This is a genomic window from Streptomyces nymphaeiformis, from assembly GCF_014203895.1.
In the GTDB taxonomy this organism is placed as follows: domain Bacteria; phylum Actinomycetota; class Actinomycetes; order Streptomycetales; family Streptomycetaceae; genus Streptomyces; species Streptomyces nymphaeiformis.
Genome location: NZ_JACHJY010000009.1, coordinates 75,552 through 94,976, shown reverse-complemented (window position 1 = coordinate 94,976; position 19,425 = coordinate 75,552). Strand labels below are relative to the sequence as shown.

Sequence of the window (19,425 nt, the reverse complement as noted above, 5' to 3'; positions counted from 1 at the left end):
CCCCTCGTTCACGTCCAACGATGATTCATGGACTCGCCATCACGGACGCTTATGTCGCTCCCGTTAGGGTGGCCGCATGACGAACGATCACGACTGGGAGACCCGCGTCGCCGCCCTCTGGGCGCGCCTCGACGACCTGGAGCCCGCCGACTTCCGCGACCGGGTCGCCGCCCTCGCCGCCGAACGCTCCGACGACGCGGCCGCCGTCTTCGAGCTGGGCGCCGCCCACGACTCCACCGGCATGCCCGAGGAAGCCGTCGTCCACTACCAGCGGGCCCTCGACCTCGGCCTGACCGGACTGCGCCGCCGCCGCGCCGTCATCCAGCTCGCCAGCAGCCTGCGCAACCTCGGCCGCCCCGACCGCAGCGTCGAACTCCTCACCGCCGAACGGGAGATCCCCGCCGACCGGCTCGACGCCGACGAGCAGGCGCTCTCCGGCGCCGTCGACGCCTTCCTCGCCCTCGCCCTCGCCGACACCGGCCGCGACCGCGAGGCCGCCTCCCTCGCCCTCGGCGCCCTCGCACCCCTGCTGCCCCGCTACAACCGCTCCCTCGCGCACTACGCCAAGGACCTGCTGAAGACCCCATTCGGATCCTGATCCGTGGACCCGCACCTCCTCCGCACGTACGTCACCGTCGTCCGTCTCGCCTCCTTCTCCGAGGCCGCGCGCGACCTCGGCTACACCCAGTCCGCCGTCTCCCAGCACATCGCCGCCCTGGAGTCCGACCTCGGGCTCCCCCTGCTCACCCGGCGGCCCGTCGCCCCCACCCCGGCCGGGGAGCGGCTCCTGGAACACGCCGGGGCGCTGCTGCTCCGTCTCGACGCGGCCCGCGCCGACCTCGAACGGTTCACCGCCGCGCCCCGCACGACCCTGGACGTCGCCGCCTCCCCGCTCGCCCTCACCGCCCGTACCGTCGCCGCCCTGCCCGCCACCGGCGTCACCCTGCACGCCCTGCCCCGCGAGCGGGTGCCCGTCGCCGTCGCCACCGGCGAGGCCGACGCCGGGCTCGTCGACGGCATCGCCGCCCCCAGCGACCCGCTGCGGCTCCCCGACGTCGCCCCGCTCTCCGCGACCGCCGTCGCCGAGGAACCGCTCGCCGTCGTCCTGCCCGACCACCACCCCCTCGCTGGACGTCCCGGGCTCCGCCTCGACGACCTCGTCGACGCCCGCTGGCTGGACGCCCCCGCCGCCGGCGTTCCCCTCGACCGGCTCCGGGCCGTCCACGGCGGGCCCGCCGGGCGCGGCTTCCGCCCCGGCCTGCGCTACGACGGCACCGACACCCGCACCCTCGCCGTCCTGGCCGCCGCCGGGCGCGGTCTGGCCCTGCTGCCGCTGTCCGCCGCGCAGGGCGTCCCGGGCGCCACGGCCGTCTCCCTCGTCGCGCCCCGGCTCGTGCACCGCACCGAACTCCTCGTCCCGGCCGGCGCGCACCCCGAAGCCACGGGCCCGGTGGCCGAGTTCGCCGGACGGCTCAAGCGCTGACATCCGCAGTCGCTACCCTGGGCGCAACGGCGACGGAAGGCGGACGGGCGTGGGGTGGCTGCGACGAGGACCCAGGCGGGACGGCGACGACGCACCGAGGGACCCCGAGTTCGCGTACTTCTCCCAGCGCGAGGCCGCGGTCTTCCGCGGCCGCGTCCGCGAGACCTTCGCCGAACTCGGCCTGGAGGTCACCGTCTACGCCGGCCACGTCGTCGACGACAAGGGCCGCCGCTTCGGCCTCGGCAACCTCGCCGCCGTCTGCCACCAGGACCCGCGCGGCACCCGCGTCTGGCCCGGCATGATCCAGCGCCACGTCGGCCTCGTCGTCCGCGCCATGGACGGACCCTCCGCGCTCGACACCCTGCCGCCCGAGCAGATCCGCGCCCAGCTCTACCCCCGGGTCGTCAGCGGCGACGGCATCGACGCCGGCGCCTTCGGCTACGCCAGGACCGTCGCCCCCGGCCTCTACGAGGTCCTCGCCCTCGACCTGCCGGAGAGCGTCATGATGCTCACCGACGAGGCCCTCGAACGGCTCGGGGACCACGCGCAGCTGCGCGACCGGGCCCTGCGCAACCTGCGGGGACTGCCCGTCGAGGAGCACGAGACCGTCCGCGACGCCGACGGCATGTGCTTCGAGATCATCCTCGGCGACTCCTTCTACACCGCGAGCCGCGTCCTCGACCTCGACGGCGTCGTCCGGCGCGTCACCGGCCTCCCGCTCGGCGAGCACGGCGCGCTCGTCGCCCTGCCCTTCCGGCACCAGCTCGCCTTCCACCCCATCCGGGACACCTCGATCATCCCGGCCCTCGGCGCGATGGCCTCCTTCGCCGCCGCCGGGTACGAGGACGTGCCGGGCGCCATCAGCCCGTACGTCTTCTGGTGGCGGGACGGCACGCTCACCCAGCTCAGCGAGCACGACGAGGAGCGCGGCGACCTGCGGATCGTCGTCGGCGACGACTTCCAGGAACTCCTGGAGCGGCTCATCGCCCAGGGCCCCGACCGCCGCTGACCCCGGCCCGGTCCGGGCCGCCCCCGAGCCGCCCCCCATCCGGTCGCGTCCCGCGCCCCCGCCCGGCAGGATGCTGTACGACGACGATGTCGAACAGCCGAGGAGAAGCCCCATGCCGCGCACGGAAGCCCCCGAAGACGTCGTGCCCTTCACCGCGGACGACTACCGGGCCCGGATGACCCGGGCCGCCGAGTCCGCCGCAGAGGCCGGACTCGCGGGCGTGCTCGTCGCCCCCGGACCCGACCTGGTCTACCTCACCGGCTACCAGCCGACCGCGATCACCGAGCGGCTCACCGTCCTCGTCCTCGCCGCCGGGCAGGAACCGGTGCTCGTCGTCCCGACCCTGGAGGCGCCCGACGCCGAGAAGGCCACCGGCGCCGCCGCGCTCACCCTGCGCGACTGGACCGACGGCAAGGACCCGTACGCCGTCACCGCCCCGCTCCTCGACGTCGACGGCCGCTTCGGCGTCAGCGACAACGCCTGGGCCATGCACCTCCTCGGCCTCCAGGCGGCCCTGCCCGGCACCTCGTACGTCTCCCTCACCGAGGCCCTGCCGATGCTCCGCGGCGTCAAGGACGCCCACGAGCTGGCCCGGATCGCGGCCGCCGGGGCCGCCGCCGACCAGGCGTACGGCGAGATCCTCAAGGTCCGCTTCGCCGGCCGCAAGGAGACCGACGTCGCCGCCGACCTCGCCCGGCTCCTCATGGAGTTCGGCCACTCCCAGGTCGACTTCACCGTCGTCGGATCGGGACCCAACGGCGCCAACCCGCACCACGAGGCCGGCGACCGGACCATCGAGCGCGGCGACATGGTCGTCCTCGACTTCGGAGGCCTCAAGCACGGCTACGGCTCCGACACCACCCGCACCGTCCACGTCGGCGAGCCCACCGACGAGGAGCAGCGCGTCCACGACCTCGTCCGCGAGGCCCAACAGGCCGGCTTCGAGGCCGTACGCCCCGGGGTCGCCTGCCAGGAGGTCGACCGGGCGGCCCGCAAGGTCATCACGGACGCCGGCTACGGCGAGTACTTCATCCACCGCACCGGCCACGGCATCGGCGTCACCACCCACGAGCCGCCGTACATGATCGAGGGCGAGGAGCTCCCCGTCGTCCCCGGCATGTGCTTCTCCATCGAGCCCGGCGTCTACCTCCCGGGCCGCTTCGGCGTCCGCATCGAGGACATCGTCACGGCGACGGAGGACGGGGCGGGACGCCGCTTCAACAACACCCCGCACGAGATGGCGATCGTGGAGTAACGCCGGATCAGCCGTCCGTGAGGACGATCGCCGACTCGCCGGGGAGGCGGAGGACGCCGTCCGCCGCCGGGGACTCGACCGGGTCCCAGGCGGCCAGGACGCGGTCGCGGCCGTTGGAGCCGAGCGGGATCACCGCCGGCTCCTTGCCCAGGTTCACCGCCACCCGCAGGACGCCGCGCCGGAAGGCCAGCCAGCGGGCCTCCTCGTCGAAGGCCGCCTTCACCCCCGCCAGGTCCGGGTCCGTCAGGTCGGGCAGCGTGCGGCGCAGGGCGATGAGCTGGCGGTGCCAGGCGAGGAGCCGCTTGTGCGGGTCCCGCTCGCGCTCGGTCCGGTCGAGGACCGAGCGGTCGCGGGTGGCCGGCTCCTGCGGGTCGGGGACCTCGTCCTCGGACCAGCCGTGCGCGGCGAACTCCCGCTTGCGGCCCCGCCGTACGGCCTCCGCGAGCTCCGGGTCGGTGTGGTCGGTGAAGTACATCCAGGGCGTGCTCGCGCCCCACTCCTCGCCCATGAACAGCATCGGGACCGCGGGGCCGGTGAGGACGAGCGTCGCCGCGCAGGCGAGCAGACCGGGGGAGAGGGAGGCGGAGAGGCGGTCGCCGAGCGCCCGGTTGCCGATCTGGTCGTGCGTCTGCGCGTACCCCAGGAAGCGGTGGGCGGGGGTGCGCTCCCGGTCCACCGGCCGCCCGTGGTGGCGGCCGCGGAAGCCGGAGTACGTGCCGTCGTGGAAGAAGACCCGGGTGAGGGTCTTGGCGAGCGCCGCCATCGGGGCGCGCGCGAAGTCGGCGTAGTAGCCCTGCGACTCGCCCGTCAGGGCGGTGTGCAGGGCGTGGTGGAAGTCGTCGTTCCACTGGGCGTGCACACCGAGGCCGCCGAGCGTGCGCGGGGTGGTCGTGCGCGGGTCGGCGAGGTCGGACTCGGCGATCAGGAAGTGCTGGCGGCCCTGCTCCTTCGCCAACTCATCCACGGCGGCGGAGAGTTCCTCCAGGAAGGTCAGGGCCCGCGTGTCGGCGAGGGCGTGCACGGCGTCGAGCCGCAGCCCGTCGATCCGGTAGTCCCGCAACCAGGCGAGCGCGCTCCCCAGGAAGTACGCCCGGACCTCGTCCGAACCCGGCGCGTCCAGGTTCACCGCCGCGCCCCACGGCGTGTGGTGGGTGTCCGTGAAGTACGGCCCGAAGGACGGGAGATGGTTCCCGGACGGGCCCAGGTGGTTGTGCACCACGTCGAGGACGACGCCCATGCCGAGGCCGTGCGCCGTGTCCGTGAACCGCTTCAGCGCCTCGGGACCGCCGTACGGCTCGTGGACCGCCCACGGCGCCACCCCGTCGTACCCCCAGCCCCGCACCCCGGGGAACGGGCACAGCGGCATCAGCTCCACATGGGTGATGCCGAGGCCCGCGAGCTCCCCGAGCCGCGCGGCCGCCGCGTCGAGCGTGCCCTCCGGGGTGAAGGTGCCGACGTGCAGCTCGTACAGGACGGCGCCGCGCAGCCGCAGCCGAGGCGACTCGTGGGCCCAGGCGTACGCCGAGTGGTCGACGACCGCGCTCAGGCCGTCGGGCCCGTCGGGCTGCCGGCGGGAGCGCGGGTCGGGCAGCACGGGCCCGCCGTCGAGCGAGAAGCCGTACCGGTCGCCGTCCCCGGCGGGCACCACGCCGGACCACCAGCCGTCCCGCTCGGCGTCCCGGTCCAGGGGATGGTCGGAGCCGTTCAGCTCCAGCGTCACCCGGTCACGGGCGCTCGGCGCCCACACCTCGAAGAGCACGGGGATCCCCTCGTCGACGGTCAACCAACGGCTACCGCGACCATCCTGGCAGTCAGGACCCCGACTCGCCCGGCGCGTCCCACACGTAGTTGATCGCATGCTCGAATGCGACGTACCCCGCGCGGGCGAACGACGCCGCCATCGGCACGTTCCCCAGGTCCGTCGCCGCCCGGATCCGGGGCACCTCGGCGGCGGCCAGGATCCGGGTCCCCTCCGCCAGGACGTCGTCGACGTACCCGTGCCCGCGATGGGCGGGCAGCACACCGATGTACGCGATCGTGTGGTGGTAGTTGTTCCGCGCGGGCACGACGAAGCCGACCGGCTCGCCGCTCCCCGGCAGCTCGGCGATCCGCCACCACTCGCGCGGCGAGGAGTAGTTCGCCAGCTCCTCGTCGAAGTGCAGCTCGGCCGCCTCGCGCGCCGACAGGCCCGAGGCCAGATCGGACTGGCCGTGCGCGTCGAGCGTGCCCTCCAGCACCGGCGTCATCAGCGCGAGGAGGTCCTCGCGGTCCTGCACCGGGCGGAACTCCAGACGGCCCTTCGGCTCCGGTACGGGGGTGCCGGGGCGCCACTCCAGGCGCAGCCGCTCCACCAGCGGGCGGGCGCCCGTGCGCTCCAGGACCGAGAACAGGGACTCCAGGACGGAGCGGGTCTCCGGGACCTCGCGCCAGTCCGCCGGGATGAACCGCCCGAACTCGGGGCGGGACGCGCCCGCCGGGATCACCGCGGCCGTCGCCGTCTCCAGGAGCCGCAGGCCGACCTCGGCGCGCTCCTCGGCGGACAGCTCGGGGGCGAGGTCGAAGAAGTCGAGCGCCTGCGGGTCGACGCCCGCCGTGTGCGTCCACCAGGACAGCCGGCCGAGGAGCCGGTCGCCGTCGAGCGCCACCCACATCCATGCGGGGAGGCGGCGGCCGGTGGCGAGGTCGTCGGCGAGTTCGTGGTCGAGCGAGTACGTGAGGCGGAGGAAGAGGTCGAGTTCCTCCGGCCCGGCGAGCGGGCGGACGACGAGGTCGGTGGTGGACGGTGCGGAAGACGTGGTCACGTCGTGGTTCCCCCGGGGGATCATGTGGTGGGCGAGCCCGCAGACCGTAACAGCGGTGTCGCCGTATCGGTACGGAATTTCCAGGTCAGCGGCCCTTCTGGACACGTCGGGGCCGACCGACGGACAATCAGTTGCGTGACGACCCCTTTCGAGCTTCCCGCGAACTCCCCTCGGCTGACCGACGCCGAGCGGGACCGCGCGCTGGGGCTGCTCCGTGAGGGTGCCGCCCAGGGCCGTCTCTCGCACGACACCTTCCTCTTCCGGATGGAGCGCGCGCTCCAGGCCCGCCGGCCCGACGAACTCGCCCTGCTCACCGCCGACCTGCGGAGCGAGGGCACCTGGACCCGGCGGGTGGTCGGCGCGGTCGAGCGGATGTCCGCGTTCACGGCGCGGATCGGGCGGGCCTGGAGCGCGGAGCGGCTGCCGAAGCTGCTGCTGCCGCTGCCCGGCCCGCATCCGCTGCGGATCGGGCGCGACCCGGTCAACGGGCTGCGGCTCAGCCACGAGACGGCCTCCCGGCTGCACGCCGAACTCTCGCTCCAGGGCGGGTTGTGGGTGCTGCGGGACCTCGGCTCGACCAACGGCACCACGGTCAACGGGCGGCGGGTCACGGGCGCCGTGGTGGTGCGGGCGGGGGACGTCGTCGGCTTCGGCCAGATGTCGTTCCGGCTGTCGCACGACTGAGCCCGGCCTTCACCCGTTCGGCGGTATGCGGCGGGCGGTGCGGCCCGCGCGGTGATGGGCTGGGCAGCACGCGCGCCACGATCTCCGGCCGCGCCACCCACCCGCCGATCGACAGGGGGCGAGATGAGCGACGCGCCGAACCACGAGCCGGACCGGGGCATACGGAGCGCAGGGCCGAACCACGAGCCGGATCGGGGCGTGCGGAGCGCAGGGCCGGAGGCCGAGTCGGACCGGGGCGTGCGGAGTGCAGGGCCGGAGGGCGAGCCGGGAGGGGGCGTGCGGAGTGCACGGCCGATCCATGAGCCGGGTCCGGACGTACGGAGCACCGGGCCGGAGGAGTCCGGGGATCCCTGGACCCGTCTGCCGTCCATGGCTCCGGCCGCGCCGTCGGACCCCGCTTCCAGTCCTGGTCGTGTACGGCCCCTGGCCGGTGCGGTCGCCGCCGGGACCGTCCCGCCGAGCGGGCGGACCGTCGCGCCCAGCCCCCTCGACCCCGGCGCCACGCTGAACCCGCACGGGATCCACCGGACCCTGCGCGAGGAGTTCCCGCTCACGTACGACCCGCTGCTGCGCGCCTGGGTCCTCAGCCGGTACGCGGACGTGGCCACCGCGCTCACCGACGGGCGCTTCACGCACGGGCACCGGCCCGGCGACCCGCCGTGCGCGCGGGCCCACGTCGACGTCGACGCCGAGGCCCTGCGCGCGGTCACCGAGCGAACGGCCTACGTCCTGGCCCGCCGGATCGCCGAGAGGCCCCAGGCCGACCTGGTCGCCGACTTCTGCCACTGGCTGCCCGCCGGCACCGTCGCCGCGGCCGTCGGCGTGCCCTACCGCGACATGATGCGGCTCGTCCGCGGCCGGGCGGCGGGCGCGCTCGCGGGGGAGTGCGGCGGCCAGATCGCCGTACGGGAGAAGGCGCTCGCCTCCTTCCTCGGGAACGTCCTGTCCGACCCCGACCTGGTCGCCGCCCTCCGCGACGCGCCCGCGGGTCTCGTCGCCCGCGCCTGGACCGAGTCGCTGCGCCGGGACCCGCCCGTGCAGATCGCGGTGCGCCGCACCAGCGCCGAGGTGCCGGTGAGCGGCGGTGTCGTCCCTGCGGGCGCGTCCGTCGCCCTGCTCGTCGGCTCGGCGGGCCGCGACCCGGAGCGCTTCCGCGAGCCGGACCGTTTCGATCCCTTTCGCAACGACCCGGGTCAGCTCACCTACGGTCCCGGCTTCTGCCCGGCCGTCCTCCTCGCCGGTCTCGAGGCGGAGTACGCCCTGCGCGCGCTGTTCACCGCGATGCCCCGACTGCGGCTCGCCGACGGCTTCCGCCCCACGTCCACGGGCCTCATCACCCGCGCTCCCCGCAGTCTCATCGTCCGGCCGGGCGGCTGAGCGACCCCGTCTCCGCTGTTAGGGTGACGTGCGCCCGTCAACCGGACGCTCGAACTGCCACTTTCCACGGGGATTTACATATGAACATGCGTCATGTCCGCGCCATCGCCGTCTTCGGCATCGCGGTCGTCGCCCTGACCGGTGCCCGCGGCTCGCACGGCGGCAGCTGCGGCGGCGGCCACAGCTCCGGCAGCCACAGCAGCGGCAGCAACCACGGCGACGACCATGACGGCACCTCGGGCGGCAGCTCCACCGGTTCCGTCTCCGGCAGCACCGGCAGCGCCGACAAGGCCATCCGCGACATCACCATCGACGCGTGCAAGTACGACCCGGCGAAGAAGAACCTCGTCGCCAAGGTCACCATCAAGAACGACAACCTTCTCGACTACGACTACGACGTCACGATGAAGTTCAACGGCGAGACGGGCTCCGGCGTCGTCCCGGCCACCGTGCGGACGACCGCCATCGCCGTCGCGGCGGGCGCCTCCGAGAGCGTCGACATGACCACCCCGTACCCGGGGACCGGTGACGCCTCCGAGTACACCGAGTGCTGGGTCACGAAGGCGTCCCGCTCCTGACCTCGGACGCCGCTGCGGCCGGGCTCGTACGGCCCGGCCGCAGCACCGAGGCGAGCAGCAGGGCGCCGGGGAGGACTCCGGCGACGGCCCGGATCGCGGCGACCGGGGCGTCGAGCCCCGCGAGGACCAGGCCCGCCGTGCCGCAGGTCGCGATCGACGCTCCCAGCACATGGAGCGCGGGCCTGCGCCAGGCGACCGCGAGGCCGGAGAAGTGCACGCCGACGACGAAGGCGATCCAGCCCACGGACGCCTGCGGGGCGTGCAGCACCTGGGCGATCACCAGGAGGCCGGCCGCGAGCCCGGCGACCTCGGCCGCCACCACGTACCAGTAGCGCCGGCCGAAGCGGGTGCCGGAGGGCGTGCCGGCCCGTGGGGCCGCCGCCCGGCCGCGCCGCCCGAGGACGGCCACCCAGAGGAACGCGGCGAGGGACAGCAGGCGCAGCGGCACGGCGACCGCCGTCGGCAGGGTGGCTGCGTTGGCCTGGATGAACACGAGTCCGAACGCGGCGCCGATGATCCGGCCGGTCTGATCTTTCGTCATGATCATCAGCTTGTCATGGCCGTGGCATCAACACCCCCTCCGGTTCACTCCACCCGGGCGAGCAGCGCCACCGGCCGCTCCGCGAACAGCTCCGCCAGCTTCACCTCCGTCGCCGGTCCGCCCGTGAACTCCCGTACGCCGTCGAGCGCGTCGGCCCAGCGCCCCTCCGGCAGCACCAGCTCCGTGTCCTGCCAGCCGCCCGCCTGCGCGAGCCGCAGCGAGAGCCGGGTCACCGCCGTGACCACCCGGCCGGAGCGGGCGAAGGCCAGACAGTGCGCGGCCGCCGGGCCCTCCGCCGGCAGCGGGACGTACGTGCCGGCCGCCCCGAAGGCCTCCGGGTGCGCCCGCCGCAGCCGCAGCGCCGCCCGGACGAGCGCGGTCCGCTCGTCCTCCGGGCCGACCGCGAACGGCGCCCGGTTGTCCGGGTCGACGAGCGCCCGGTACTCCCGCTCCGTGTTCTGGTACAGCTCCGGCACCCCCGGCATCGTCAGCTGCGCGAGCGCGGCGCCCAGCGCGTGCGCCCGGATGTGCGGCTCCAGGGCGAAGGCCGCCTCCGAGGCCGCCCGGAGCGGGATCCGGCCGGGCCCGGCCGCCGCGAACTCCGCCACCGCCCGCTCGTACGCGGCGTCCGGCTCGGTCCAGCTGGTCCGCAGCCCCGCCTCCCGCACGGACTTGAGGATCGCGGGCACCAGCCGGTCCGGGTCCGGGGTGCCGAAGCCGAAGGCCGTCTGCCAGGCCGTCCACGCCACGTGCGCGTCGGGCGCGGGCACCCCGGCGACCTCCGCGAGGAGGTCCGCCCACACCTCCGGGCACTGCGAGAGCACCGCGATCGCCGCCCGGACGTCCGCGCTGCGCTTGGTGTCGTGCGTGGAGAGCACGGTGCCGGTGTCCGGCCAGTCCCGGGCGATCCGCAGGCAGTACGCGTGGAACTCGTCCACCGGCACCGCGGGGCGTCCGGCGTCGCCGCCGACCTCGTTCGCCGAGAGCAGCGGCGCGTACCGGTAGAAGGCGGTGTCCTCCACGGACTTGGCCCGCAGCGCGGACGAGGTCTGCGCGAACCGCGCCCGGAACGCCCGGTGTTCGGGCCCGTCGCCGCGCGCCCCGAGCGCCAGGTCCCGTACGAGGTCGACCGCCGCCGCCTCCTCCGGCACCGCGAACGCGGCCTTCGCGCCGCGCGCCGCCTCCGGGGTCAGCACCTCCTCGCCGCCGGTCCGGTAGGGGCGGTAGACGGGGACCCGCACGAGCAGCTCCCGGATCGCGGTGCGCAGCGCCCAGGGGGCGTGGTCCCGCAGCGCGGGGTCGGCGGCGCAGATCCGGCCGGCGATCCGGGTCAGCGCGGCCGTCTCGGCGGCCAGGTCATGGCCGACCACCTCGTACGCGGCGCGGCGCGCGGTCGCCTCCCAGTGCCCGCCGCGGTCCGCGGCCTTCCCGACGGACTCCCGGTAGAGGTCGGCGAGTTCGTCGGCACCCACCGGGTCGGTGAAGACGCCGTCGAGCTGCCGGAGCGCGTCGTACCCGGTGGTGCCCGCCACCGGCCAGCCGGCCGGCAGCGTCTCCCGGCCCGTGAGGATCTTCTCGACGACCGTCCAGCAGCGCCCGCCGGTCGCCGCCGCCAGGTCCTCCAGATAGCCCTGCGGGTCGGCGAGCCCGTCCGGATGGTCGATGCGCAGCCCCTCGACCACCCCGTCCGCGACCAGCTCCACGATCTTCGCGTGGCTCGCCGCGAACACCTCGGGGTCCTCCACCCGCACCCCGATCAGGTCCGAGATCGTGAAGAAGCGGCGGTAGTCCAGCTCGGTGCGGGCCAGCCGCCACCAGCCGAGCCGGTACCACTGGGCGTCGAGCAGCTCGTCGAGCGGCAGCCCCTCGGTGCCCGCGCGGAGCGGGAACTCCTGGCCGTCCAGGTGCAGGGACCCGCCGGAGACCCGGAACCGGTCCCGCACCTCCGGGAGCCGCGCGGGCAGCACGGGGAGCAGCACCCGGCCGTCCCCGGCCCGCCAGTCGATGTCGAACCAGCGGGCGTACGGCGAGTCCGGGCCCTCGCGGAGCACGGCGCGCAGCGCGTGGTTGTGGCGCGGGGAGGCTGCCATGTGGTTGGGCACCAGGTCCACGACGAGCCCGAGGCCGTGCGCCCGCGCGGTGGCCGCCAGGGCCCGCAGCCCCTCCTCGCCGCCCAGCTCGCCCCGTACGGACCGGTGGTCGGTGACGTCGTAGCCGTGGGCCGAGCCGGGCACCGCCTCCAGGACGGGGGAGAGGTGCAGGTGCGAGACCCCGAGACCGGCCAGGTACGGCACGGCGCGCTCGGCGGCCGCGAACGGGAACTCCGGCTGGAGCTGCAGCCGGTAGGTCGAGGTGGGTGGAATGGGCGTCATGCGAACGTACGTACCCCGTCGGAGGGCTTCTGTGTCATCGCCCCATGCACCCGTTCGAGTGCATCGCGTTACGTTCGCGTGATGCTTCGGATGTATCGCGACACGCTGTCCCTGCTCGGACCGGCCCTGCCGGTCGTCTCCTTCCTCGGCCGGCTGCCCACCGCCATGTGCCAGCTCGGCAGCCTGCTCCTGGTCGCCGAGACGAGCGGCTCGCTCGCCACCGCGGGCCTCACGGGCGGCGCGCTCGCCGCCGGACAGACCGTCGCCGGACCCCTCATCGGCCGGCTCGCCGACCGGCACGGCCAGCGCGGGATCGTCCTCGCGGCCTCCCTCGCCAACGCGGTCGCCGTCACCGCCCTGGTCCTCGCCGCCCTCGCCGACGCGCCCACCGGCGCGCTCGTGGCGCTCGGCGCGCTCGCCGGGGCCACCGTCCCGCAGGTCGGACCGCTCGCCCGGACCCGCTCCGTGGCCCTCGCCCGCCGCTCCGGCGCGGACGACCGGACCGTCGGCGCGGTGCTCTCCTTCGAGGGCACCCTCGACGAGGTCTCCTTCGTCCTCGGCCCGGCCCTCGTCGGCCTCGCCGCGGCCTTCGCCCACCCGGCCGCGGCACTCGTCCTGGCAGCGCTCCTGCTCGCCGTCTGCGGGACGGCCTTCGCGCTCCACCCGACGGCCCGCGCCCTCGCGCCCGTCGTGACCACCCGTACGAGTGCCGCCGAACGGACGCGGCTGCCCGGATCCGCGTACGCCCTGCGCGGCACGATGGTCCTCCAGGGAGCCATGTTCGGCGCCTCGCAGGCCGGGATCACCGCCCTCACCGAGCAGCTGGGCGCGCCCGCCCAGGCCGGGCTCGTGTACGCGGCGATGGGCGTCATGAGCGCCGCCGTCGGCCTCTCCATGGCCGCCGTGCCGGCCCGCATCGGGCTCACGACCCGCTGGCGCGCCGCCACCGCCGGACTCGTCGTCCTCTCCGCGCCGCTGCTCCTGGTCGACTCCCTGGGCGCGCTGTACGCGGTCGTCGTCGTGCTCGGCGCCGCCTACGCCCCGCACCTGATCACCGTCTTCGGACTCACCGAGCGGACCGTGCCGGCCGCCCGGCTCGCCGAGTCGATGGCCTTCCTCACCAGCGGGATCGTCGGCGGCCAGGCCCTCGCCCTCGCCGTCTCGGGCCGGCTCGCCGAGGGCCACGGCGCCCCCGCCGCCTTCGCGGTGGCGGTGGGAGCGGCCGTGGCCTGCGCGGTGCTGTCCTGGACGGTCAGGGTCGCGTCTCCCGTACGGGAGGAACTCACGCCGGCGGCCTGACCCCGTACGGGAAGAACTCAGGCAGGCCTCCGCAGCACCGTCAGGCTGAGCGGTGCGAGCGTCACCCGCTCGCCGGCCTCGATCTCCGGGCCCTCCTGCGGTGGCATGCCCTCCGGGTCCGAGGTGTCCACCACCATCCGCCAGCAGCGCCCGTGGCTGTCCGGGACCGCGAACTCCAGGTTCTTCGACGAGGCGTTGAACATCAGCAGGAAGGAGTCGTCGGCGATCCGCTCGCCCTGGGTGCCCGGCTCCGAGATGGCGTTGCCGTTGAGGAAGACGGTCAGCGCCTGGGCGTGCGCCGCCTGCCAGTCGCGGGAGGTCATCTCCTCGCCCTCGGGCGTGAACCAGGCGATGTCCGTCAGTTCGTCGTGCGTGCCCTCCACCGGCCTGCCGTGGAAGAAGCGGCGGCGCCGGAAGACCGGGTGGTCACGGCGAAGCCGGACCATCGCGCGCGTGAACCGCAGGAGCGTCGCCTCCGTCTCGCTGTCCTCCTTCGGCCAGCGCACCCAGGAGACCTCGTTGTCCTGGCAGTACGCGTTGTTGTTGCCGCCCTGCGTCCGCCCGAACTCGTCGCCGTGGCTGAGCATCGGCACGCCCTGCGAGAGCATCAGCGTGGCGAGGAAGTTGCGCATCTGGCGGGCGCGCAGCTCGGCGATCCCGACGTCCTCGGTCTCGCCCTCCGCCCCGCAGTTCCAGGAGCGGTTGTAGCCCTCGCCGTCCCGGTTGCCCTCGCCGTTCGCCTCGTTGTGCTTGTCGTTGTACGAGACGAGGTCGCGCAGGGTGAAACCGTCGTGGCAGGTCACGAAGTTGACCGAGGCGAGCGGGCGCCGGCCGTCGTCCTGGTACAGGTCGGAGGAGCCGGTCAGCCGGGAGGCGAACTCGGCGAGCGTGCGCGGCTCGCCCCGCCACAGGTCCCGCACGCAGTCCCGGTACTTGCCGTTCCACTCGGTCCACAGCGGCGGGAAGTTCCCCACCTGGTAGCCGCCCTCGCCCACGTCCCACGGCTCGGCGATCAGCTTCACCTGGCTGACCACCGGGTCCTGCTGGACCAGGTCGAAGAACGAGGACAGCCGGTCCACCTCGTGGAACTGGCGGGCCAGGGTGGCCGCCAGGTCGAAGCGGAAACCGTCCACGTGCATCTCGGTCACCCAGTACCGCAGGCTGTCCATGATCAGCTGGAGCACGTGCGGGGAGCGCATGAGCAGCGAGTTCCCGGTGCCGGTGGTGTCCGTGTAGTACCGGCGGTCGTTCGACAGCCGGTAGTACGAGGGGTTGTCCAGGCCCCGGAAGGAGAGCGTCGGGCCCAGGTGGTTGCCCTCGGCGGTGTGGTTGTAGACCACGTCGAGGATGACCTCGATGCCCGCCTGGTGCAGCGCCCGGACCGCCGACTTGAACTCCAGGACCTGCTGGCCCCGGTCGCCCCAGGAGGCGTAGGCGTTGTGCGGGGCGAAGAAGCCGATCGTGTTGTAGCCCCAGTAGTTGGAGAGACCCGCGTCCACGAGCCGGTGGTCGTTCACGAACTGGTGAACGGGCATCAGTTCGAGGGCCGTGACGCCCAGTTCCTTCAGATGGCCGATGACCGAGGGGTGCGCGAGCCCCGCGTACGTCCCGCGCAGCTCCTCCGGAAGGTCCGGGTGCAGCATCGTCAGGCCCTTCACATGGGCCTCGTAGATCACCGTGTGGTGGTACTCGGTGCGCGGGCGCCGGTCGTCGCCCCAGTCGAAGTACGGATTGACCACGACCGAGGTCATCGTGTGCGGGCCCGAGTCGAGGTCGTTGCGCGCGTCCGGCCGCCCGAACGGGTAGCCGTACACCGCCTCGCCCCACTTCACCTGCCCCGACACCGCGCGCGCGTACGGGTCGAGCAGCAGCTTCGCCGCGTTGCAGCGCAGGCCGCGCTCCGGCGCGTACGGGCCGTGCACCCGGAACCCGTACCGCTGACCGGGCATCACGCCCGGCAGATAGGCGTGCCGCACGAACGCGTCGGTCTCGCGCAGCTCCACCGCCGTCTCCGAACCGTCGTCGTGCAGCAGACACAGCTCGATCCTGTGGGCGGCCTCCGAGAAGACCGCGAAGTTGGTGCCCGCTCCGTCGTAGGTGGCGCCCAGGGGGTACGCCTGTCCCGGCCAGACCTGCATGGATATGACTCTTCCTCTTCTGTCCGGGTTTCATCCTTGTTCTTCGGCCAGATCCTGCCCGAAAGAGGCGCAACCTCCTAGGACTTCACCCCGTCCTACCGGGTGACCGCAGGACCAAGAGGGGGATAGAGGGGGAAGTGTGTACGAAATAGCACGCCGCCACCTGGGGAAGGTGGTGGCCGGAGCGGCCATGGCGGTGACGGGAACCGCCGTCGCGGTCGCGATCACCCTGCCAGGTTCGGCAGGGGCGAGCGACACGCCGGGGGGCCGCGGCACGGCTGCGGCGGGTGCGTCCGCGGGTGCCTCCGCAGGGGCCGGAGCGGACGGTACGGACGGAGGGGCCGGGGGGCAGGGGCGGGCCGGCTCCGCGCCGCCGCCCGCCACCGTGGTCCCGCCGCCGGCCGAGGGGAAGAAGGGCGTCGGCAGCGATCCGCTCACCGACGACGAGCTCTCCCGCGCCGAGGCGCTGGCGCTGACCCCGCCCGCCGCCTCCGCCCAGCAGGACGTCACGGGCGGCCGGGGTCCGCAGCGCCTCGGCACCGTGCTCGCCGACCCGGTGCCGGGCGACGCGTCCCGCCGCGCCGAGGTCCGGCTCTACGACTACGCGCGCGACGAGCTCGTCACCAAGACCGTCAACCTCGACACCGGCAAGGTCGAGAAGTCCGGGGCGCAGCGCGGGGTCCAGCCCTCCGCCCACCCCGAGGAGCTGCGCGAGGCCGTGGAGCTGATCCTCGCGAGCCCGCTCGGCAAGGGCGTCAAGGAGGACTACAAGGACGCCACCGGCAAGGAGCTGACCTCCAGTAAGCAGCTGTGGTTCAACGGCGACGTCTACCGCACCTACCGCGAGGCCAACGTGCCCGCGCAGCTCGCCCGTTGCGGGGAGCACCGGTGCGTCCGGCTCGTCACCAAGGTCCTCAACGGGGCCTGGATCGACACCCGGAACCTGATCGTCGACCTCTCCGCGAGGACCGTCACCCGCGTCGGCTGACCACCGGCCCGGCCACTCCACAGCCTCACGACACGTACGAGGGAGTACGTCCCCATGTCCACCACGCGCAACCAGAACCGGCGCACCCGCAAGCGGGGCGCCGTCCTGACCGCAGCCGCCCTGCTCGGCACCGCCACGGCCGCCGCCGGACCCGCGACCGGCGCCGTCGCCGTCCCGAACCCGCCGCCCCCGACGGCGGGCGCGAGGCCCGCCGCCGCGACGCCCGACTGCTCGGCCGCGTACCGCATCACGCAGAAGCTCGACGGCGGCACCACCTGGCGCATGTGCTGGCGCTACGACACCGACGCCGGGCTCACGCTCGACCGGGTCACCTACCAGCCGCCCGGCGCCGCCGCGCCCATCCGCGTCCTCAACAGCGCCCGGCTCGCCCAGATCCACGTGCCGTACGACGACGGCGGCGCCGAGTACGACGACCTCACCGGCGCCGGTTTCGGCTGGGGCCTGCAGAACCTCAAGCCGGCCGAGTGCCCCGGCGGCACCCTCACCACGATCAAGGTGGCCGAGGTCGGCGACGTCAAGGGCCTGTGCACCACCACGCGGGCGCGCGGGCACGCGTACCGCATGGCCAGCGACAACGGCTCCAAGGTCTGGGCGGCGCAGGCCAAGGACCTGCTCGTCTACACCGTCAACAAGGTCGGCTGGTACGAGTACATCACCGAGTGGCGCTTCACCGCCGACGGCACCATCGGCGCCAACGTCGGGGCCACCGGCAGCCTCTCGCCCGTCGACTACAACGCCACCGACGGACGCGGCTGGCCCCTCGGCAAGGGCGCCCGCGGCTATGCCACCAGCCACGCCCACAACGTCTTCTGGAAGCTCGACTTCGGCCTCGACGGCTCCACCAAGGGCCGGATCGAGCAGTTCGACTCCACCGTCACCGCGGCCCCGGCCTCCGGCGGCGGACCCAAGGTGAAGACGACGCGCACGACCGTCACCAAGGAACTCGCGGGCGACGCGAAGAACATGCGCTGGTGGCGGGTGGTCAGCGATACCGGCAAGAACGCCGACGGCCACGCCCGCTCGTACGAGATCGTGCCCGGCCACACCGACACCCACGCCGGCCGGCCCTTCACCAAGCACGACGTCTACTTCACCCAGGCGCGCGCCTGCGAGAAGTTCGCCAGCAACAACACCGGCGACTGCGCGGCGGGCGCCGGTGACAGCGTCGACAAGTGGGTCAACGGCGAGACCCTGACCAACCCGTCCGTGTGGGTCAACATCGGGTTCCACCACATCGCCCGGGACGAGGACCAGCAGCCGATGCCGGTCCACTGGCAGGGCTTCCAGCTCGTGCCCAGGGACGTAACCGCTATGAATCCGCTCACTCCGGCCGATCTCGCCTCCCAGAACGGGCAGCCGGATCTGGGGAGTTGAGGAAGCAGCCTGACGATCCTGCTGCACCGCCTCCCGCTCGCGGAGTACCCTTCCTTGATCGTTGTCACATGGTCATCCTGTCCGCCGGAACGGGTGTCCGGGAGCAGAAGGCGGTGCGCGGGTGAGCTCGGGAGGTCTGGAGCTGCCCCCAGGTGACGCGGGTCACGAGGGGGGCCCGGCCGACCCCGCAGAGGCGCCGCCCGGTGCGGCCGCGCCGCCGGGCGCGGCCGTCCCTCCGGGCGTGGTCCTGCCGCCGGGGACGGTCGTGCCGCCCGGCACGGTCACCGTCGGACGGCCGGTGGAGATCGGGGCGGAGCTCGACTGGGGCGCCGAGGCCTGGAGCGAGGTCCGCACCCGGGCCCAGCGCGCCGGCCGCGCCTACATCTGGCTGAACCTCGTCGAACAGCGGCTGCGGGCCGTGGTCGCCGCCGTCCTGCGGCCCGTGTACGAACCGGTGCACGGCGAGGAGTGGGTGGTGGCCGCGGCCGGACCGGCCGGCCAGGAGTGGGTCCAGCGGGCGGTCGCCGTCCGCGAGGTCTCCCGGCGCAAGGGCTACCTCCTCGACCCGGCCGACGACAACGTGCTGAGCTTCCTCACGCTGCCGCAGCTGCGGGAGCTGATGGTGCAGCACTGGCCGTGCTTCGAGCCCTACTTCGACGACCGGCGCGAGGTCGAACTCGCCCTCGACGAGCTGGAGGTCACGCGGAACGTGGTCTCCCGCAACCGGGCCCTCTCGCTGACCGTCCTCGCCCAGTCCGAGCGGGCCTCCGCCCGGATCCTGGAGATCCTCGGCAGCGGCGCCGCGGTGCCGTCCGCCGACCGGCTGCCCGTGGACGCGGTCGAGGACCTCGTCGGCGACCGGTACGCGGACGTCGTCTCCGTCCATCCCGACCGCGTCCGGCTCCAGCGACAGCTGCCCGCCGAGGACCTCTTCGGCGGGGCGCGGCGTCTCGACGCCACCGGCATAGGCCTGAACCTGCTCGTGCAGAACTTCTCCGGCCGCCGCATGGTCCGCCTCGCCGAGTCCGGCTGCCGGACCCGGCTCCTCTTCCTCAACCCCGCGAGCAGCGCCGTCAAGCGCCGCGAGCGCGAACTCGGCCTGAAGAAGGGCGAGCTCAGCCGCTCGGTCGAGATGAACATCCTGCACATGCGCCGGGTCCGCTCGAAGCTGCGCGACCCGGGGGCCTTCCAGATCCACGTCTTCGACGAGACCCCCCGCTTCACCGCCTACCTGGTGGACGGCGACGGACCGGACGGGGTCGGCGTCGTCCAGTCCTATCTGCGCCGGGCCCGGGGCATGGAGGCCCCGGTCCTCGTCCTGCGCGGCGGCGGCCGGAACGTCGTCCGGCACGGGCAGTCCGCCCGTGACGGAGATCACGGACTTTTCGAGACATATCGGGAGGAATTCGAGTCGGTCTGGCTCGACTCCCGGCCCGTCTCCTGACCTCTCGCCCGGGGCGGCGGGGGGCGTTGTCAGTGGTGCGTGCGAGGGTGTTCAGCACCAC

At 74.0% G+C, this 19,425-nt stretch carries 16 protein-coding genes; 11 read left to right on the top strand and 5 right to left on the bottom strand.

Annotated elements, in window-relative coordinates; translation table 11 throughout:
* Positions 1–76: 76 nt before the first annotated feature.
* From GGE06_RS28965 to GGE06_RS28950, 4 genes are all read left to right on the top strand, one after another.
* Positions 77–598, top strand: coding sequence for a tetratricopeptide repeat protein (locus GGE06_RS28965; protein WP_116158270.1), 522 nt, complete (start codon positions 77–79; stop codon positions 596–598).
* Between the two features lie 3 nt (positions 599–601).
* Positions 602–1,483 (top strand): LysR family transcriptional regulator, encoded by an 882-nt coding sequence (locus GGE06_RS28960; protein ID WP_116158269.1) that lies wholly within the window; start codon positions 602–604, stop codon positions 1,481–1,483.
* Between the two features lie 49 nt (positions 1,484–1,532).
* A complete protein-coding gene (locus tag GGE06_RS28955; protein ID WP_184932179.1) occupies positions 1,533–2,492 on the top strand; it encodes a DUF1444 domain-containing protein in 960 nt (319 codons plus the stop codon).
* Between the two features lie 112 nt (positions 2,493–2,604).
* On the top strand, positions 2,605–3,747 hold the full coding sequence (locus tag GGE06_RS28950) for an aminopeptidase P family protein (protein ID WP_116158267.1): 1,143 nt from the start codon (positions 2,605–2,607) through the stop codon (positions 3,745–3,747).
* A gap of 7 nt (positions 3,748–3,754) precedes the next feature.
* Here the strand turns inward: GGE06_RS28950 and treZ are convergent, their stop codons facing one another.
* The gene (gene treZ, locus GGE06_RS28945) at positions 3,755–5,506 is read right to left on the bottom strand and encodes a malto-oligosyltrehalose trehalohydrolase (protein WP_184932381.1); all 1,752 of its coding nucleotides are present in this window, start codon (positions 5,504–5,506) and stop codon (positions 3,755–3,757) included.
* A gap of 52 nt (positions 5,507–5,558) precedes the next feature.
* Positions 5,559–6,548, bottom strand: a complete 990-nt coding sequence (locus GGE06_RS28940; protein WP_312883347.1) for a GNAT family N-acetyltransferase — start codon at positions 6,546–6,548, stop codon at positions 5,559–5,561.
* Positions 6,549–6,683: 135 nt separating this feature from the next.
* Here GGE06_RS28940 and GGE06_RS28935 point away from each other — a divergent pair, with 135 nt between their 5' ends.
* From GGE06_RS28935 to GGE06_RS28925, 3 genes are all read left to right on the top strand, one after another.
* A complete protein-coding gene (locus GGE06_RS28935; RefSeq protein ID WP_116158265.1) occupies positions 6,684–7,232 on the top strand; it encodes an FHA domain-containing protein in 549 nt (182 codons plus the stop codon).
* Between the two features lie 369 nt (positions 7,233–7,601).
* On the top strand, positions 7,602–8,609 hold the full coding sequence (locus tag GGE06_RS28930; protein ID WP_184932177.1) for a cytochrome P450: 1,008 nt from the start codon (positions 7,602–7,604) through the stop codon (positions 8,607–8,609).
* Positions 8,610–8,689: 80 nt separating this feature from the next.
* A complete protein-coding gene (locus GGE06_RS28925; RefSeq protein WP_116158263.1) occupies positions 8,690–9,187 on the top strand; it encodes a hypothetical protein in 498 nt (165 codons plus the stop codon).
* Here the strand turns inward: GGE06_RS28925 and GGE06_RS28920 are convergent.
* Both GGE06_RS28920 and treY read right to left on the bottom strand, forming a co-directional pair.
* On the bottom strand, positions 9,165–9,728 hold the full coding sequence (locus GGE06_RS28920) for a hypothetical protein (protein ID WP_246532841.1): 564 nt from the start codon (positions 9,726–9,728) through the stop codon (positions 9,165–9,167). The two genes, GGE06_RS28925 and GGE06_RS28920, sit on opposite strands and share 23 nt — an antisense overlap.
* Before the next feature lie 44 nt (positions 9,729–9,772).
* Positions 9,773–12,091 (bottom strand): malto-oligosyltrehalose synthase, encoded by a 2,319-nt coding sequence (gene treY, locus GGE06_RS28915; RefSeq protein WP_116165255.1) that lies wholly within the window; start codon positions 12,089–12,091, stop codon positions 9,773–9,775.
* Positions 12,092–12,190: 99 nt separating this feature from the next.
* Here treY and GGE06_RS28910 point away from each other — a divergent pair, with 99 nt between their 5' ends.
* Positions 12,191–13,399, top strand: coding sequence for an MFS transporter (locus GGE06_RS28910; RefSeq protein ID WP_184932379.1), 1,209 nt, complete (start codon positions 12,191–12,193; stop codon positions 13,397–13,399).
* 17 nt (positions 13,400–13,416) lie between these two features.
* Here GGE06_RS28910 and glgX read toward each other — a convergent pair whose 3' ends face one another.
* Positions 13,417–15,537: a glycogen debranching protein GlgX gene (gene glgX / locus GGE06_RS28905; RefSeq protein ID WP_116158260.1), complete on the bottom strand. Its 2,121-nt coding sequence runs from the start codon at positions 15,535–15,537 to the stop codon at positions 13,417–13,419.
* A 139-nt stretch (positions 15,538–15,676) separates the two neighbouring features.
* On the opposite strand from glgX, the gene GGE06_RS28900 reads away from it, so the two are divergent.
* The 3 genes from GGE06_RS28900 to GGE06_RS28890 all read left to right on the top strand — a co-directional run bounded on the left by GGE06_RS28900 (position 15,677) and on the right by GGE06_RS28890 (position 19,364).
* A complete protein-coding gene (locus tag GGE06_RS28900; RefSeq protein WP_312883346.1) occupies positions 15,677–16,525 on the top strand; it encodes a Tat pathway signal sequence domain protein in 849 nt (282 codons plus the stop codon).
* Positions 16,526–16,579: 54 nt separating this feature from the next.
* Positions 16,580–17,920, top strand: a complete 1,341-nt coding sequence (locus GGE06_RS28895) for a copper amine oxidase (protein WP_116158258.1) — start codon at positions 16,580–16,582, stop codon at positions 17,918–17,920.
* 121 nt (positions 17,921–18,041) lie between these two features.
* Positions 18,042–19,364, top strand: a complete 1,323-nt coding sequence (locus GGE06_RS28890) for a DUF5919 domain-containing protein (RefSeq protein ID WP_116158257.1) — start codon at positions 18,042–18,044, stop codon at positions 19,362–19,364.
* Positions 19,365–19,425 lie beyond the last annotated feature (61 nt).